This is a genomic window from Rugamonas rivuli (assembly GCF_009380165.1).
Lineage (GTDB): Bacteria > Pseudomonadota > Gammaproteobacteria > Burkholderiales > Burkholderiaceae_D > Rugamonas > Rugamonas rivuli.
On record NZ_WHUF01000012.1, the window covers coordinates 138019 to 152503 of the forward strand.

Annotated in this window: 13 protein-coding genes and 1 pseudogene; 5 read left to right on the plus strand and 9 right to left on the minus strand. The window is 68.6% G+C overall.

The window, feature by feature from the left end; genetic code table 11:
• Window positions 1-9: 9 nt before the first annotated feature.
• On the plus strand, window positions 10-1149 hold the full coding sequence (locus GEV01_RS29635; RefSeq protein ID WP_152809868.1) for an acyl-CoA dehydrogenase family protein: 1140 nt from the start codon (window positions 10-12) through the stop codon (window positions 1147-1149).
• Window positions 1149-1601, plus strand: a complete 453-nt coding sequence (locus GEV01_RS29640) for a MaoC family dehydratase (RefSeq protein WP_152809870.1) — start codon at window positions 1149-1151, stop codon at window positions 1599-1601. Before GEV01_RS29635 ends, GEV01_RS29640 begins: the two co-directional genes overlap by 1 nt.
• 2 nt (window positions 1602-1603) lie before the next feature.
• Here the strand turns inward: GEV01_RS29640 and GEV01_RS29645 are convergent, their stop codons facing one another.
• The 3 genes from GEV01_RS29645 to GEV01_RS29655 form a co-directional block, all read right to left on the minus strand.
• A complete protein-coding gene (locus GEV01_RS29645; RefSeq protein WP_152809873.1) occupies window positions 1604-2530 on the minus strand; it encodes a diguanylate cyclase domain-containing protein in 927 nt (308 codons plus the stop codon).
• Entirely contained in the window at window positions 2527-7071 is a 4545-nt protein-coding gene (locus GEV01_RS29650; RefSeq protein ID WP_328595660.1) for a PAS domain-containing protein, read from the minus strand. Before GEV01_RS29650 ends, GEV01_RS29645 begins: the two co-directional genes overlap by 4 nt.
• Window positions 7072-7158: 87 nt before the next feature.
• Window positions 7159-8226, minus strand: a complete 1068-nt coding sequence (locus tag GEV01_RS29655; protein ID WP_152809875.1) for a phosphotransferase — start codon at window positions 8224-8226, stop codon at window positions 7159-7161.
• A 161-nt stretch (window positions 8227-8387) separates the two neighbouring features.
• On the opposite strand from GEV01_RS29655, the gene GEV01_RS29660 reads away from it, so the two are divergent.
• From GEV01_RS29660 to GEV01_RS29670, 3 genes are all read left to right on the plus strand, one after another.
• Entirely contained in the window at window positions 8388-8990 is a 603-nt protein-coding gene (locus tag GEV01_RS29660; RefSeq protein WP_217428529.1) for a hypothetical protein, read from the plus strand.
• Window positions 8991-9019: 29 nt separating this feature from the next.
• On the plus strand, window positions 9020-9949 hold the full coding sequence (locus GEV01_RS29665; protein ID WP_152809878.1) for a thioredoxin domain-containing protein: 930 nt from the start codon (window positions 9020-9022) through the stop codon (window positions 9947-9949).
• 261 nt (window positions 9950-10210) lie between these two features.
• Window positions 10211-10582, plus strand: coding sequence for a hypothetical protein (locus GEV01_RS29670; RefSeq protein ID WP_152809880.1), 372 nt, complete (start codon window positions 10211-10213; stop codon window positions 10580-10582).
• Between the two features lie 35 nt (window positions 10583-10617).
• Here the strand turns inward: GEV01_RS29670 and GEV01_RS29675 are convergent, their stop codons facing one another.
• The 6 genes and pseudogenes from GEV01_RS29675 to GEV01_RS30890 all read right to left on the minus strand — a co-directional run.
• Window positions 10618-11172: a prepilin-type N-terminal cleavage/methylation domain-containing protein gene (locus GEV01_RS29675; protein WP_152809882.1), complete on the minus strand. Its 555-nt coding sequence runs from the start codon at window positions 11170-11172 to the stop codon at window positions 10618-10620.
• A 97-nt stretch (window positions 11173-11269) separates the two neighbouring features.
• Complete coding sequence (locus tag GEV01_RS29680) at window positions 11270-11977, minus strand: hypothetical protein (protein ID WP_328595661.1); 708 nt, start codon at window positions 11975-11977, stop codon at window positions 11270-11272.
• A complete protein-coding gene (locus GEV01_RS29685; protein WP_152809884.1) occupies window positions 11974-12765 on the minus strand; it encodes an ABC transporter permease in 792 nt (263 codons plus the stop codon). Before GEV01_RS29685 ends, GEV01_RS29680 begins: the two co-directional genes overlap by 4 nt.
• Window positions 12762-13466, minus strand: coding sequence for a type II secretion system protein (locus tag GEV01_RS29690; RefSeq protein ID WP_152809886.1), 705 nt, complete (start codon window positions 13464-13466; stop codon window positions 12762-12764). The genes GEV01_RS29685 and GEV01_RS29690 overlap by 4 nt, the downstream gene beginning before the upstream one ends.
• 4 nt (window positions 13467-13470) lie before the next feature.
• Window positions 13471-14208: a hypothetical protein gene (locus GEV01_RS29695; RefSeq protein WP_152809888.1), complete on the minus strand. Its 738-nt coding sequence runs from the start codon at window positions 14206-14208 to the stop codon at window positions 13471-13473.
• A pseudogene (locus GEV01_RS30890) lies at window positions 14180-14485 on the minus strand (hypothetical protein); the annotation flags it as partial. The pseudogene GEV01_RS30890 and the gene GEV01_RS29695, both read right to left, overlap by 29 nt.

Sequence of the window (14485 nt, forward strand, 5' to 3'; positions counted from 1 at the left end):
GGGGCAGCGATGGATTTTAATTTGAAAGAAGAGCAGCAGCAGTTCGCCGACGCCCTGCGCCGCTGGGTCGACAAGGACTACGGCTTCGACGTGCGCCACCGCATCGTGCATTCGCAATCGGGCGTGTCCGACGTGGCCTGGAACACGCTGGTCGAGCTGGGCATGACGGCGCTGCCGGTGCCGGAAGAGCAGGGCGGCTTCGACGGCAGCGCGGTCGACCTGTGGGTGGTGATGCAGGAAATCGGCCGCGGCCTGGTGGTCGAGCCTTACTTCGCCACCGTCTGGGGCGCGCAATTCCTCAAGCTGGCCGGCAACCAGCACCATCTGCTGGAAGAAGTCGCCAGCGGCGAACTGAAACTGGCCTGCGCGCTGGGCGAGAAGCACTCGCGCCATGAGCTGTCGGACATCAAGACCATCGCCAGCATCAACGGCGAAGGCTACCGCATCGACGGCACCAAGACCGTGGTGGTCCACGGCGGCCAAGCCGGCGCCCTGATCGTCTCGGCCCGCAGTGCCGGCGCCCAGCGCGACACCAACGGCATCAGCCTGTTCGTGGTGCCGGCCGATACGCCGGGCGTGATCGTGCGCGACTACCGCACCATCGACGGCCAGCGCGCCGCCACCGTGCAGTTCAGTCATGTGGCGGTGCCGGCGTCGGCGCTGCTGGGCAAGCTGGGCGGCGGCTGGGACATGCTGGACGAGGCGGCCGACTACGGCGCCAGCCTGCTGTGCGCGGAAGCGGTGGGCGCGATGGATGCGCTGTTCGCCGCCACGCTGGACTACCTGAAGACGCGCAAGCAGTTCGGCACGCCGATCGGCGGCTTCCAGGCGCTGCAGCACCGCATGGCCGATATGTACATCCATCTGGAACAGGCGCGCTCGATGGCGATGCTGGCGGCGGCCCGCATGTCCTGCGGCGATGCCGAGGAGCGCCGGCGCGTGGTGTCGGCGGCCAAGGTGCGGGTCGGCCAGGCGTCGAAGTTCCTGGGCCAGCAGGCGGTACAGCTGCACGGCGGCATGGGCGTCACCGACGAACTGCCGGCCGCCCACCACTTCAAGCGGCTGGCGATGATCGAGCTGACGCTGGGCGATGTCGACCACCACCTGGAGCGTTTCATCGCCCAGCGCGGTTTCCAGCAGCACTCCTGATGCGCAGCTTCGCCAACCTGGCGGCCATGAAGGCCGAGATCGGCAACGAAGTGGCGGTGTCGGACTGGGTGGAGATCACCCAGCAGCGCATCGATCTGTTCGCCGACGCCACCAGCGACCATCAGTGGATACACACCGACCCCGAACGGGCGGTGCGCGAATCGCCGTACGGCGCGACGGTGGCGCACGGCTTCCTGACGCTGGCGCTGCTGCCGGCCTTGCTGGTCAACGCGCTGCACATGGTGGACATGACGATGGGCTTGAACTACGGCCTGAACAAGGTGCGCTTTCCGGCGCCGGTGCCGGCCGGCAGCCGGGTGCGGGCGCGGCTGAGCATCGCCGCCATCGACGATATCGCCGGCGGCGCGCAAATCCAGTGGGCGGTGGTGGTGGAGCGCGAGGGCGGCGACAAGCCGGTCTGCGTCGCCGAGTTCCTGATGCGCCGCGACTGAGGCTAGGCCGCCAGCGTCGTGCAGTGGCGGTTGCGGCCGCCCTGCTTGGCGAGATAGAGCTGCTTGTCGGCCAGCCGTATCAGGGCGTTGGCGTCGGTGCCGTCGAGCGGCGGCAGCACCGTGCACACGCCCAGGCTGACCGTCACGTGCGGCGCCGTCGTCGAGGCCGCGTGCGGCACCGCCAGCCGGCCCACCTCGTCGAGGATGCGGCGGGCCACCACCTCGGCGCCATCGGCCGCTTCCTGCGGCAGCAGCAGGATGAATTCCTCGCCGCCGTAGCGTGCCAGCATGTCCTGCGGCCGCGAGGCGCAGCGCGCCATCGCCGCGCTCACCTGTTGCAGGCACAGGTCGCCGGCCTGGTGGCCGTAGTGGTCGTTGTACAGCTTGAAGTGGTCGATGTCGATCATGATCACCGACAGCGGCAGGCCGGCGCGCGCGCAGCGGCGCCATTCGGCGTCCAGCGTGTCGTTGAAGCTGCGGCGGTTGGCCACGCCGGTCAGGCCGTCGGTCATGCTCAGTTCGCGCATGGCGTCGGCCTGGCGCTTGATGGTCAGCTGGCTGCGCACGCGGGCGCGCACCACCGCCACGTTGAAGGGCTTGCTGATGAAGTCGACCGCGCCCGCTTCCAGCGCGCGGGTTTCATCTTCCGGCTGGCTCAGCGCGGTGACGAAGATCACCGGGATGTCCTGCAGCCGCGGCGAAGCCCGCAGCGCCGCGCACACCGCGTAGCCATCCATGCCGGGCATGACGGCGTCCAGCAGGATCAGGTCGGGCTGCTGCTCCAGCGCCAGTTCCAGCGCCTTCTCGCCGTCCAGCGCGAACAGCACTTCATGCTCGTCGCGCAAGGCGTGGTGCAGGATCTGGATGTTTTCCATGGCGTCGTCGACCACGAGTATCCGTCCATTCCTGGCCAGGTCGGTCCAACTCATGCACTTTCCTTTCGCTGCAACATGTCTTCCACCATTTTCTGCGCCACCTTGAAGTTCAGCGTTTCGACCGCTTCCGCCAGCGCCCGGACCGGTTCCGCCGCCGCCAGCGCGGGCCGCAGTTGCTGGAAGTGCTCCAAGGCTTTCAAGTTGTTATTCTGAAGCAAACTTTGTAACTCCGCCAGCTTTTGCGGCAAGTCGTGCGCCACATTGTTGCTGGCCGGAATATCCGAAGCCGGCGCCGAAGCCGGCGCCGACAGCTGGCGGGCGCCGGCCGCCACGCGTTGCAGCGCCTGCTCCAGCGGGTCCAGCGCGGCTTGCAGCGTGGCCATGTCGGGATCCTGGCGCAGGGCCGCTTCGGCGGCGGAGGTCAGGGCGGCGACCTCGGTGGCGCCCAGGTTGGCGGCCACGCCGCGCAGCCGGTGCAGGCTTTGCGCGGCCTGCTGGCGCTGGCCGGCCGCCAGCAGCGCCTTGACCTCGGTCACGGTGCCGCCCTGCGATTGTTCGAAACGCTTGAGCAGCGCCATCAGGGCCTCGCGGTTGCCGCCCAGCCGGGCCAGCGCGGCGTCGAGGTCGATGCCGGGCAGGGGCGGCAGGGCGGCCAGGTCCGGCACTCCGGCGGTGGCGGCAGCGGCCGCAGCGACCTGCGGCGCGGCGGCGCGGCTCGCCAGCCGTATCAGCACGCTGAGCATTTCCTCGACGTCGATGGGTTTGGCCACGTGCGCGTCCATGCCGGCCTCGTCGGCGCGGCGGCGGTCGTCGTCCATCACGTTGGCGGTCATGGCGACGATGGGCAGCTGCGCCAGCGCGCCGCCAAGGGCGCGGATCGCCCGCGTGGCGTCGTAGCCGTTCAGCACCGGCATCTGCACGTCCATCAGCACCACGTCGCAGCGCAGCGGATCGGCGCGCAGCAGGTCGACCGCCAGCTGGCCGTTGGCCACCGTATCGACCGTGGCGCCGGCGTGCAGCAGGATGTACTGCGCCACTTCCTGGTTGATTTCATTGTCCTCGACCAGCAGGATGCGCATGCCGTCCAGCCGTCCTTGCAGCGGCGCATGCGGGTGGTGCGGCGCCGTGCCGGCATCGCCGCCGGCGCCGGCGCCCAGCGCGGCGACCCGATCCCGCAGCCGCGCCGGGCTGACCGGCTTGGACAGGACGCCGGCCACGCCCAGGCTGCCCGACAGCAGGGCCTGGGCCGCCGCCGCGTGTTCGGACACCATCATCAGCACCGGCGGCAGCGGCAGCGCCAGGTCGGCCTGGATATAGCCCAGCATGGCGGCACCGTCCATGTCCGGCATGTCGCGGTCCAGCAGCAGCAGCTCGTAGGGGCGGTCCAGGCGCTGGCTGTCCTGCAGCAGCGCCACCGCCGTGACGGCGTCGGCCGCGGCGACGGCGATCCAGCCCAGGTGGTCGCAGGCGGCCTGCAGGGCGTCGCGCACGGCGGCGCTGTCGTCGACCACCAGCACCCGCAGGCCGGCGACCGGCGGCGATGCCGCGGCGGCGGCCGGCGCCACGCATTCGAACGGGCAGGTGAACAGGAATTCCGACCCCTGGCCCGGCGTGCTGCGGACCTCGATGGCGCCGCCCATCATGTCGGCCAGCTGGCGGCAGATCGCCAGGCCCAGGCCGGCGCCGCCGAACTTGCGGCTGGTGCTGCTGTCGGCCTGCGAGAAGGCGTCGAAGATGTGGGCCTGCTGCTCGGGCGGGATGCCGATGCCGGTGTCGCGCACGCGGAACTCCAGCAAGATCGCGCGTTGCTCCGGCCGTGCCGTGCCCGCCGCCTGGCGCAGTTGCAGCACCACTTCGCCGCGCTCGGTGAACTTGATGGCGTTGCTGATCAGGTTGAGCAGCACCTGCTGCAGCCGCATCGGGTCGCCCGCCAGCTCGGCCGGCAACCGCGGGTCGATGTCGTAGACCAGTTCGATGCCCTTGTCGTAGGCGCTGCCGCCGACCAGCACGCTGATGCTGCCGAGGATGTGCTCCAGGCTGAAGGCCGCGTGTTCGAGCACCAGCTGGCCGGCCTCCACCCGCGAGAAATCCAGCACGTCGTTGACCAGGCCCAGCAGCGACTGCGTGGCCAGCTGGATCTTGTCCAGGTAGCCGCGCTCGCGCGTGGCCAGCGGCGCCTCTTCCAGCAGCCGCGCCAGGCCGATGATGGCGTTCATCGGCGTGCGGATTTCGTGGCTCATATTGGCCAGGAATTCGCTCTTGGCGCGGTTGGCGGCCTCGGCGCGGTCGCGCGCCAGCACCAGTTCGTCGTTCAGTTCCTGCAGGTGCAATTCGGTTTCCTTCAGCTCGGTGACGTCGGACACCAGCACGAAGAAGCCGCGCACCTGGCCGCGTTCGTCGACGTCGGGGATGTAGTTGACCCAGGTGTGGCTGACGTCGCCCGACGGCCAGCGCAGCCGGTCGGCAAAGCCCTGCGGCTCGCCGTCCAGCGCGCGCCGCACGTATGGCGCGCTGAACGCATACTGCTCCGCGCCCAGCACCTCGGGCATGCGCGCGCCCAGCATCTGGTCGGCGGCGCGGCCGTGCCATTCGAGGAAGTAGCGGTTGGCGAAACGGCAGTGCAGGCTGGCGTCCCAGTAGGCCACCATGCCGGGCAGATTGTCGGTCACGGTGCGGACGAAATGCTCGCTCTGCGCCAGCTGGGCCACGGTGGCGCGCAGCGCTTCCTTGGCCTGCTTGCGCTCGGTGATGTCGAGCGAGATGCCCAGCACGTGGGTGGCCACGCCGCTATCGTCGCGCAGCGCCACCTTGCGGGTGGTCAGGTAGCGCGTCACGCCGTTGGTGGTGATCGGTTCCTCGGCAACCTCGGTGACGACGCCGGCCTCGGCGGCCAGCACGCGGCGGTCGGCGGCGGTGAAGAAGTCGGCCTCGGCGGCCGACACGAAATCGTAGTCGCTCTTGCCGATCAGCTCTTCGCCGCGCGTGTGGCCGTGCAGCTGGGCGCCGTAGCGGTTGAACATTTCGTAGCGCAGGTCGGAGGCGCGCTTCAGGAATATCATCGCCGGCATGTTTTCCACCATCGAACTCATCAGCTGGCGCGATTGCCGCAGCTCCGCCTCCACCCGCTTGAGCTCGGTCACGTCCATCAGCAGGCCGGTGATGCCGATGATGCGGCCGTCGGTGCCGAACTGCGGATAGTAGCTGACCACCCAGTGGCACAGCTGTTCCGGCGAGGCGGCCGGGTGGCCGGAGCGCTGCAGGCCGGTCAGCGGCCGGCCGCTGTCGAGCACGGCGCGGTAGTCGGCCAGCACGCTGCGCCGCACTTCGGGGTCGGGGATCATCTCGGCCACGTGGCGGCCCAGGTGGGCGATCACCGGCTGGCGGTTCAGCGCGGCCAGGTAATCGTTGAGGCGCACGAAGCGCAGCTCCTGGTCGACATAGCTGAGGCCGACCGGCGCGGTGGCGTACAGGGTTTCCAGCTGGGCGCGGTTCTTTTCCAGCTGCGCGGTGCGGTCGGCCACCAGTTGTTCCAGCTCGGCCTGGTTGCGGCGCAGGTCGCGCTCCAGCGCGCGGAAGGCCTGCCCCACGGCGTCGGCCTCGCGGAAGGTCATCGCCCCCAGCGTGAACGGGCTGCCGCTGGCCAGCGCCTGGGCCGGCCCGACCAGGTCGCTCACCGAGCGGGCGATGCGGCCGCCGACCCACCAGGCCAGCGAAAAGCCGGCCAGCAGCACCGCCGCCATGGCCAGCGAAATGGCGGTGACGGCGCTCAGCAGCTCGCGCAGCGCCAGGTCTTGCGGCGTGGCGATGGCCACCGTGGCGCGGCTGACCGGCGAGCGGCTGAAGCCGAAATACACCGGCGTGCCGTCGGCCGTCTCGGTGCTCAGCAGCGCCTCGCTGCGCTCGCGCAGCTGGGCCCGCAGCGCCGGCTCGGCCGGCTGGCCCAGCAGCAGGCGCGGGCCGCCGGCCTGGGCCACGACCACGCCTTCCGGGTCGTACAGCGTCATCACCTGCTGCTGGCTGATTTTTTCGTCGCGCAGGATGTTGGTCAGCCGTTCGGGCTTGAGCAGCGCGGTCAGCGCGTAGCTCAGGCGGCTGTCGACAAACACCGGCACGTCCAACGCCAGCATGGCGCTGCCTTCGATATACACCACCGACAGCTGCGCGCGCGCCTGGGCGTACAGCGGCGCCAGCCGGCGCAGATTGTTGGTGGGGTTGAGCGTGTCCGGCAGCGGGGCGCCGACGTTCAGCAGGGTCTTGCCGCCGGCGTCGCTGAGGATGAACTGGGACGCCGGGAACTGCGGCCCCAGCAGCGCGCCGGCTTGCAGCCGCAGCGCCGCCAGGTCGCCGCTGCGCAGGCTGGGCGAGGTGGCCAGCGCGCGCGCGGCGCTGTCCGATTGCAGCAGGTCGCGGTCGATGGCGGCGGCCACCATGCGGGCCGACTTCTGGGTATCCTCCATCAGCGACTCGCGCTCGCGCTGGTAGAACTGGTTGACCACGGCGCCGAAGCCGATCACCGTCGGCAGCGCGCACGCCAGCACCAGCAGCGCGATCTGCGAGCGGATGGAGGGCAGGCGTTGGCGTTTCGTTTCTGGCACGTGAAGAACCCCGGGTGCAGTATCAGGCTGGCAGCACGATAGTAGCCGAGGCCGGGGTTTTCAGAAAGTGATTTTGTCCCGGCCCGGTCAGATCTTTTTGCCGCAGGCGTAGGCCCAGGCCAGCTCGGCCATCGGCCGCGCCATGCGGCCCGATTCCAGCGCCTGGGCGCTGGCGGCGGTGCCGTCCACGTAGCGTTTCATGATGCCTTGCATGATGCTCGCCAGGCGGAACATATTGAACGCCAGGTAGAAGTTGAAATCCTCCAGCCGGATGGTCTTGCCGGTGCGCTCGGCGTAGCGGGCGATGTACTCCTGCTGCGACGGGATGCCCAGCGCCTGCAGGTCCAGCCCGGCGATGCCGCGGAACTGGCCGGGTTCGATGTGCCAGCTCATGCAGTGGTAGGAAAAATCGGCGAAGGGGTGGCCCAGCGTCGACAGTTCCCAGTCCAGCACGGCCAGGATGCGCGGCTCGGTCGGGTGGAACAGCATGTTATCGAGGCGGAAGTCGCCGTGCACGATGGAGGTGTCTTCGCCCGGCGGAATGTGGGCCGGCAGCCAGGCGATCAGCTGGTCCATGGCGTCTATGGTCTCGGTCTGCGCGGCCAGGTATTGCTTGCTCCAGCGCTCGATCTGGCGCGCGAAGTAGTTGCCGGGCTTGCCGTAGTCGGCCAGGCCGATGGCGGCGTAGTCCACCGTGTGCAGCTGGGCGATCACGCGGTTGAGCTCATCGTAGATGGCGCCGCGCCCGGCCGGCGTCATGCCGGGCAGGGCCTGGTCCCACAGCACGCGGCCTTCGACGAACTCCATCACGTAGAAGGCGCGGCCGATCACGTCCTCGTCGGTGCACAGCGCATACTGGCGCGGCGCCGGGAAGCCGTGCCGGTTGAGCGCATCCATCACGCGGTACTCGCGTTCGATCGCGTGGGCCGACGGCAGCAGCTTGGCGGCCGGCGCCGGCTTGGTGCGCAGCACATAGTGTTGGCCGGCGATGTTGAGCTTGTAGGTGGGGTTGGACTGGCCGCCCTTGAACTGTTCCACGACTAGCGCGCCGTCCGGATAGCCGGCGACGTGCTGGCGCAGCCAGGCGTCGAGCGCCGCCACGTCGAACTGGTGGCGTGCCGACACTTCCTTGGTACCGATGAATTCTTCGAACATGCTGTCTCCCGCTGTTGTAAGTGTCAGCTATTCTAGTCGAATAAAAGTACGCACGTGCTTTTAATTTGCGATATCAATGAACTTGCTTTGTGACAATTTCAGAGAATTTGCAGAAGAAAACATTGATAGAATTGATATTCTTTAAATTAATAAAATTAGTCATGCTTAAAAAATCCTTGCGGTGTCTTCTGTTGACCGGCGCCGTGCTGGGTGTGGTCTCGGCACCTGCGGTATCGGCGGTGGAATCGGTGCGTACCGCCTCCAGGCTGGACCGCTTGCTGGCGCCGATCAAGTCCAAGCAGGATCTGGATCGTTATTTGGCGGTGACGCCTGCGTATCAATCGGCTTTTTCTCCATTGACGCCGGCGGGGCGCCGCGCATTCATCGACAGCCTGACCTTCAACCAGTCCGGCTTGACCGGCTTTTCGTATCGCGATCTGCAGGCCGAACTGACGCCCACCCAGATTGATAAATTACTCGCCTTGTTTGGTGCGCGCAACACGATCGCGCTGATGAAGCCGACGCGCGTGGTCTCGATGAAAGACCGTCACTTGCTCGTCAGCCTGGAACGCTGCGGCAGTAGCGAATGCGGTGAAGACGGCGGAAGCGGCTGGGATGACGGCGGCGGCACGCCGGCTGAGCCGACCCCACCTCCTGCGCCGGACCCGAGCGATACCACGGATAAGGACGTCGCCGGCTATGCGTGTGTTGCGCGCGCCACCTGTGAAGTCAAAAACTTCAGTATCTGTCGCAAGGGATGCTGAATTTCCAGTGCGGCCGACCGGATACGCCGATGCTCGAATCCGTATCGACGCCACGCCGCCGCGCCTTGCGGCTGGCGGCCGGACTGGGCGCGTGGGCAGCCGCCACGCCGCTGGTGCGCGCCGCCAGGCCTGCCGCCCTTGAGCTTGCGCCGCGGGTATTCGAGGAATACGTCTGGTCCCTGCATTTGCCGCAAACCGATGCCGCGCTGCTATACCAGGCCTACTATGCCCAAAGGCTGCGCGCGGCCAAGTCGGTCGGACAGTTGAAGAGTATGACGACGCGCGAAGTGGCCGCCGCCTTTGACGCGTTGTACGCGATAATCTTTTATACGGCCGATCAGCAGGTTCTCGCTCACCTCTACCAGGTCTATGCGCTGCTGGAGCAGCGCATGCAGGTGACGCCGCTGCAGCGGCAGCAGACCTACAACGCCTGCTATTACTGCCGGCGCCTGGATCTCGCCAGGCGGCTGGCGCAGCGCTTTCCCGATCGACTCAAGACGGCGCCGGAGATACGCATGTCCACCGGCGCCGGAGTCGCCACGCCCACCCTGATGCACCTGGTCTCCGGACGCAGTGAGCTGTTTGCGACGGCTGCTCCGCTGCCGCTGCGACCTACGGTGCTAATGATCACCAATCCCGGCTGCCATTTTTCGCAGAACGCTTTCACGGCGATGAAGGACGATCCGATGCTGATGCGGCGCTTGAACGGGAGCTTGCAGCTGCTGGCGCCGCACCAGATGGACCTCGATGTTGATGACTTCATCGCATGGAATCAACAGTATCCATCCCTGCCGATATCCCTGGCTTATCATTGGCGCGGCTGGACGATGCTGGATATGCGCCAGACGCCCACCTTCTATTTCGTCAAAGAAGGCAAGGTCAGGCACGTGATGACGGGGTGGCGTGACAATGCGGACAAGCTGCATCTTGCGGATGGTTTATCGGCGATAGATTTATAGTCACTCAATGAAAAAAATTGTCTCCGGCGTGTCGGCCGCCGTGCTGATCGCGGCCGGCTTGACGTGGTGGTTTGTCACCGCCCCGTCGCCGCCGCCGGCTGTCGCTGTCAGGCCGGTGGATGGCGGGGCGCCAGCGCATCGGCCAACTGTTTCTGTTGAAGCCGCCACTTATCCGCCTTGCACCCTGCCTGTGCCCGATGCCTCCGACGCAACCCGCTCGCCACGCTCGATAGCGTCCTGCCGCATTCGGCCGAGGCGCGGTTGCTGGCCGCGGCCAATGGCCTGGTGGTCCACCAGGTCGGGCTGGCGGACGGGGCCAACGCTCAAGGCGACCAGCTTGCGTCGATAGAGCGCAACGCACTGAGCGCTGCCGGCGCCGGACTGGCCGAAGCCAATTTATTCCTGGCCATGCATTATGACGACGGTAGCCTGGGCCCGGCCGATGCCGGCAAGGCGATGTACTTTGCGCAGAATTTTCACCCGGACCGGGCGGATCCGGGCGAGGCCGAGCGGCTGGCCTATTTCAAACAGCGCCTGGCGAGCGAGGGGCGCGCGGCTACCGCGTGCAGCACCGGCACCGGCGCAGGGACGCGGTTAATCAATCCGTTTTCGGGCGCTCAAGCCGCGAATTGACCGGCGGCCGTGCGCCGGCGAGTGCCGCCATGGCGTCAGAAGAACAGGGCGGTGCGCTGGATGACGGTGCCGTTGTTGGTGTAGACGGCGGTGGCGCGCACCGAGCCGGTGTTGTATTTGCCGTCGTCGAGCTTGCTGTCGACCTGTTCGGCAAACGAATCCGGCAGGTTGTCGATGCGGATGCCGTTGCCGGCGCGGCCGCCCACCGCGTCGTTGTAGATGTAGACCGCGCCGCCCTGGGCGCTGGTCATGAAGTCGGTGGTGCCGTTGAACGAGCCGGTGATGAAGCCGGCCAGCGCCAGGTGCTGCGGCGCCAGCTGGTACTCGGCGATCTGGCCGTCGCCGTTGCCGTTGCCGGTGGCGCCGGGCGCGTGGGTGGTGGCTTGCGGATCGTCGCCCGGCAGTGCGTGGAACTTGTCCTGATAGGAGTTGACCGCCGCCGACAGCGCGTTCGATTGCTGGATGATGTTCTTCACCTTGGCGCTGTCGATCAGCCCTTGCCCCTTGAGCACACCGCCCAGCAGCAGGCCGATGATGACCAGGACAATCGCAATCTCAACCAGGGTAAAGCCGCGTTGGGCTCGGCGCATGGGGCATCCTTTCGTAACGTCTTGCAAGTGATTGTGTTGTGGGCGCATCGGGATTGCGCTGCATAAACGCCATGATAGTCCGAAACGGCCGGTCCGCCTAGGGCGGCGGGCCCATGCTTTGCAGGCGTTGTTCCAGGAAGCGCAGTTCGTTGGGATCGGTGATCTGGCCGCTGGCCAGCAGCGCGCCGATCAGCGCCCGCGCCGCCTCGGCCTGGTTCATGTCTTCGAGCACGAACAGCTCCAGCTCGCGGGCCCAGGCCGGCACTTGCGGGCCGCTCGCCTGCAAGCGTATCGCCCGGGCGTAGCGCAGCGCCAGCGGCAGGTCGTGCAGGCGGTGGCGGGCCACCACCGCCGCGTGCGCCAGCCACGGCCAGCGCCGGTTCGGGTCTTCGCCGAAGCGCTGGTAGACCATGTCGAGCATCAGCCGCACGCGCGCCGGATCGCCGACCGCGCCATACACTTCGCTGGCCGCCAGCAATGGATACTGGCTGCGCGGATCGAGGTCCAGCGTGCGCTCCAGCCATAGCCGCAGCTTGCCGTAATCCAGGTCGCGCCAGGCGATGCGCACGCCGGCCTGCTCGTCGAAGCCCTGCACATACAGCATCAGCAGGCGCGACAGCGCGGCCGGGTCGCCCAGCGCCGCCAGTTGCAGCGCGGCCGGTGGTGGTGCCGGCGGCAGCGCCTCGGCCCGCACCTGGGGCGGCGGCCGCGTGGCTTGCCAGCCCAGCTGCAAGGCCAGCGCCGCCGCCAGCAGCAGGCGCACGGCCGGCGGCACCGACGACAGCGGACGCAGCCTGGTGTTCACAGGTTTTTCCGGTACAGGTCGAACAGCGCGGCCGCCGTCAGCAAGCCCACCGACAGCGCGGTCTGCAGCGCCACCGAGCCCAGGTCGGCCAGGCTGCCGCTGTGGTAGAGCAGCCAGTCGCTGCGGGCGAAGCCGTCCAGGTGGGGCAGCAGCAGGGCCAGCGCGTCCAGGCCGTGCGTCAGCCAGCGCTGGCCGAGGCCGGCCTGGGCCGTGCCGCCGTGGCCCAGCAGTTGCAGCGTGGTCAGCACGCGCGCCAGCAGGTAGAAGGCGCAGGCGGCCGACAAGGCCGGCAGCGTCTGGTTCAGGGTCAGCGCGCACAGCAGGCTGAAGGCCGCCACGATCCACAGCTCGCCCAGCAGCGAGGCCGCCCACAACGCGGCCTGGCCGGCCGGCGCGTACGCCAGCGCGGCGGCGCCGAACAGCAGCGCCGGCAGCAGCGCCAGCGCGCCGTAGCCGGCCAGCTTGCCCAGCAGGTAGACGGCGCGCGGCAGGGCCAGCGACAGCAGCAGTTCGCCGCCCTTGTCGGCCGCCTCGCGCGCCATGCTGCCGATGACGAAGGTGGCGATCAGGAACACCGCCGCCAGCCGCAGCACGGCCGCCACCAGCGCCGCCTGCAGTTGCCGGCTTTCGGTCAGCGCCAGCTGGCCGAGGAAGCCGCCGACGCACAGCGCCGCCGCCAGCGCCAGCAACAGCAGCCACGGCAGGCGGTTGCGCAGCGCCTCCAGCAGCGTGTAGCGGGCGATCAGCAGCACCGCCCGGAGCCGGTGCAGGGGCGGCGCGGCCGTCATTGGATTTTCTGCACCGCGACCATGCGGTTGAACAGGATGTTGGGCGACAGCCAGACCACGATGTCGTCGTACGGGCCGCCCGGCGCGGTGGCGCTGTCGCTGGCGTAGCGGCTGATGAACTGGGTGTCCGAGCGGGCGTTGAGCTGCTCGTCGTCGTTGTTGTTGGGGGCGTTGGCGATCAGGCCGCCGAGCTCGTTGCTGCCGCCGTAGCCGTTCTTGCCGTGCGAGAGTATCACCGCCGGGATGTCGTTGACGGCGGTGGCCGCCACCAGCTGGCCGCTGCCGTCGCGGGTGGCGACGGTGATGTCGCGCGGCGTGCTCAGGTTGAACAGCGCGCCGCTGTCGCTGAAGGCCGGCGTGACGCTGTAGCGGAACAAATGGTTCCAGCTGTCGAGCTTGGCCAAGCCCAGCGTCGCCCACGGCAGGAAGCCGCTGCGGCGGCCGTTGGCGCAATGGTTGCCGTCGCGCGCCTCCAGGCCGTTGCTGGCCGAGATGGCCGGGCAGGGCAGGTAGCCGTTGCGCAGCGCGTAGCCGGTCAGCGCTTCGCGCGCATCTTCCAGCGCCTTCTGGGTTTCCGAGGTCTTGCGCTGCTCCAGCTGCATGCTCAGCGGGGCCAGCAGGCCGCCCACCATCAGGCCGACGATGATCAGCACGATGGCGATTTCAACCAGGGTAAAACCGTGTTGTCTGTGTTTCTTCATGGGCTCAAGGCAGGCGGTGGGCCGCCGCCATTCGTTTGTAAAGGAGGGACAGCGGCACGCTCAGCACCAGGTCGTCGAACTCGCCGCCGGGCGCGGCCGGATCGGCGCTGAAGGCGCGGCTGATGAAGTGCACGCTGTCGCTGGCGTTTTGCTGCTCGTCCAGGTTGCCGGCGGCGGTGTTGGCCTGCGCCACGCCCAGCATCGAGGTGCCGAAATTGCGCTGGCCGTGCGACAGCAGCACCAGCGGCGCGCACTGGGCGCCGAGGTCGCAGCTGGCCTGGCCGACGCGGTATTCGGATTCGCCCCTGGCGCCGCGTTCGGACACGGTCTTGGTGGCGACGGCCGAGATGCGCAGCACCGGCGCCCGCGTGTAGGCCGGCGTGACGCTGTAGCGCAGCAGCTTGCCCCAGCCGTCGGCGCCGTCCACGCCCAGCGTGACCCAGGGCAGGAAGCCGGTGCAGGCGTGTTCCGACGCGCACGGCGCCTCGGCCTCGCTGCCGTCGGTGGCCGACGCGGCCGGGCGCGGCAGGCGGCCGTTGACGGCGGCAAAGCCGATCAGCGCCTCGCGCGCCTGCGCCATGCGCGCCAGCGTCAGCGCGCTGCGGCGCTGCTGGCCGTTGTCGTGGCTCAGCGCGCTGATCAGCACCGCCGCCGCGCCGACGCTGGTCATCGCCAGCAGCAGCAGCAGCGCCGCGCCGCGCTGGCGCCGGCGGCTAGTGGCCGATTTCCTGGATATTGCCATTGGAAGAGTCGAAGCTCTGGCCCGGTTTGAGGATGACCTGGCGCCCGGACGACAGCCGCAGCGCCACGCCCTGGCCGGGCACGGCGCGGGCGCCCCTGTCCTGCGGCACCTGGTTGAGCCAGACGGTGGTGCGGCCGCTGCTGCCGCGCAGCACGCCGCTCAGCTTGACCGAGGACGATGGGGCGGGCTGGGCGGCGGGGGCGGAGGCGGCCAGGGCCGGCGCTGCGGCGCCGCCGGCGTACGGCGCCGGCGCGGCTTGCATGGTGGGCGGCACGCC

Bases quoted from the DNA above. Each gene is read 5' to 3' on its own strand.
- GEV01_RS29635 (WP_152809868.1), top strand. From the start codon at position 10: ATGGATTTTAATTTGAAAGAAGAGCAGCAGCAGTTCGCCGACGCCCTG.
- GEV01_RS29640 (WP_152809870.1), top strand. From the start codon at position 1,149: ATGCGCAGCTTCGCCAACCTGGCGGCCATGAAGGCCGAGATCGGCAAC.
- GEV01_RS29645 (WP_152809873.1), bottom strand. From the start codon at position 2,530: ATGAGTTGGACCGACCTGGCCAGGAATGGACGGATACTCGTGGTCGAC.
- GEV01_RS29655 (WP_152809875.1), bottom strand. From the start codon at position 8,226: ATGTTCGAAGAATTCATCGGTACCAAGGAAGTGTCGGCACGCCACCAG.
- GEV01_RS29660 (WP_217428529.1), top strand. From the start codon at position 8,388: ATGCTTAAAAAATCCTTGCGGTGTCTTCTGTTGACCGGCGCCGTGCTG.
- GEV01_RS29665 (WP_152809878.1), top strand. From the start codon at position 9,020: ATGCTCGAATCCGTATCGACGCCACGCCGCCGCGCCTTGCGGCTGGCG.
- GEV01_RS29675 (WP_152809882.1), bottom strand. From the start codon at position 11,172: ATGCGCCGAGCCCAACGCGGCTTTACCCTGGTTGAGATTGCGATTGTC.
- GEV01_RS29685 (WP_152809884.1), bottom strand. From the start codon at position 12,765: ATGACGGCCGCGCCGCCCCTGCACCGGCTCCGGGCGGTGCTGCTGATC.
- GEV01_RS29690 (WP_152809886.1), bottom strand. From the start codon at position 13,466: ATGAAGAAACACAGACAACACGGTTTTACCCTGGTTGAAATCGCCATC.
- GEV01_RS29695 (WP_152809888.1), bottom strand. From the start codon at position 14,208: ATGGCAATATCCAGGAAATCGGCCACTAGCCGCCGGCGCCAGCGCGGC.